General features: G+C 41.2%; 1 protein-coding gene. It reads right to left on the bottom strand.

Features of this window, described 5'->3' with window-relative positions; genetic code table 11:
• Window positions 1–161: 161 nt before the first annotated feature.
• Window positions 162–1,017 (bottom strand): hypothetical protein (locus V5298_RS20720; protein WP_332933297.1); only part of this gene is annotated, 856 nt, incomplete at its 5' end.

The raw sequence follows: 1,017 nt of genomic DNA, 5'->3' as shown, positions 1-1,017 counted from the left end.
ATTGCTTGACCATGTGTCGTGCAAGCTCTTTCCATTTTACTCGATAAACCATTGAACTATCCTTGGTACATAACGCCCCAAGAAGGGGCAATAACATGTGGGCTATAATACGGAACGAAGTGACGGGAGCCCACGTGTTATTGTCCCACTTACTTGGTTTGTTAAATGCCATACTCGCTCGATAGTTTCTCTAACCAGCGAGGTGAATGTTCTTTTGTGAACCAGCGTAGCATTTGTATCGATGCTAGCGGATAAATTGTAATGTCACTATTGTTCAGAAACTGGAAATATAGTGTATCGCTATTTAAAACTTGTTGATCAGAATACTTCATATGAATAGTTGCATCACGGGCAACTTTTAACTTTTTGTAGGGTTCCCACGGGCGCTTTCCCTTAGGAGTACTAGTTTTTAATACTTTGGGTAAAACAACAGATAATTTCTCTTCTGTCGATAGCTGGCGCTCAAGTTCGCTCGGAGATAAAAACTCTCTTTTCTTCCTCTTTATTTCCATACCCTCTTTCATGTGACGTGAAATAGAATGGTTACAAAATAGCTCTAGGGTTTGATATGCAAAAGTTACTGCAACCATACATTCTTCGAAATAATCAAAAAGTGATTCATGACACTCGCTCAAAACTGCCAAGCCTGCCCCTTCGGGTGTTGAAGATGATATATAAGTAATTAACTTTCGTAATTCATTAGCTCGATTAGCAGCTTTTAAAGATTGATTCAAAGCCATCGCTGTTGAGCTTGGCAAAATTAAGCTTACTAATTCCCCATTTTGATTTCGTACAAGGCTTGATTGATACATCGGCGTGCCAGCTTTGTGACTAGGACCTCCTGGGTATGCTTCAGGAAGATCTTCAGAGAGAGTAGATACAGCAGCAATACGGTAGTCACCCAAATTGTCCTTCATAGCACCAAGCTCCATATGGCATTTAACACCCACATAAGGGGCAGTAATACGTGGGCTAAAATTTGGAGCGAAGCGACAGAGCCCACGTGTTACTGTCCCA

The organism is Alteromonas sp. 14N.309.X.WAT.G.H12 (assembly GCF_036697315.1).
Taxonomy (GTDB): Bacteria; Pseudomonadota; Gammaproteobacteria; order Enterobacterales; family Alteromonadaceae; genus Alteromonas.
The sequence above is the reverse complement of the archived record's forward strand: the minus strand, read 5'-3'. Positions and strand labels throughout refer to the sequence as shown.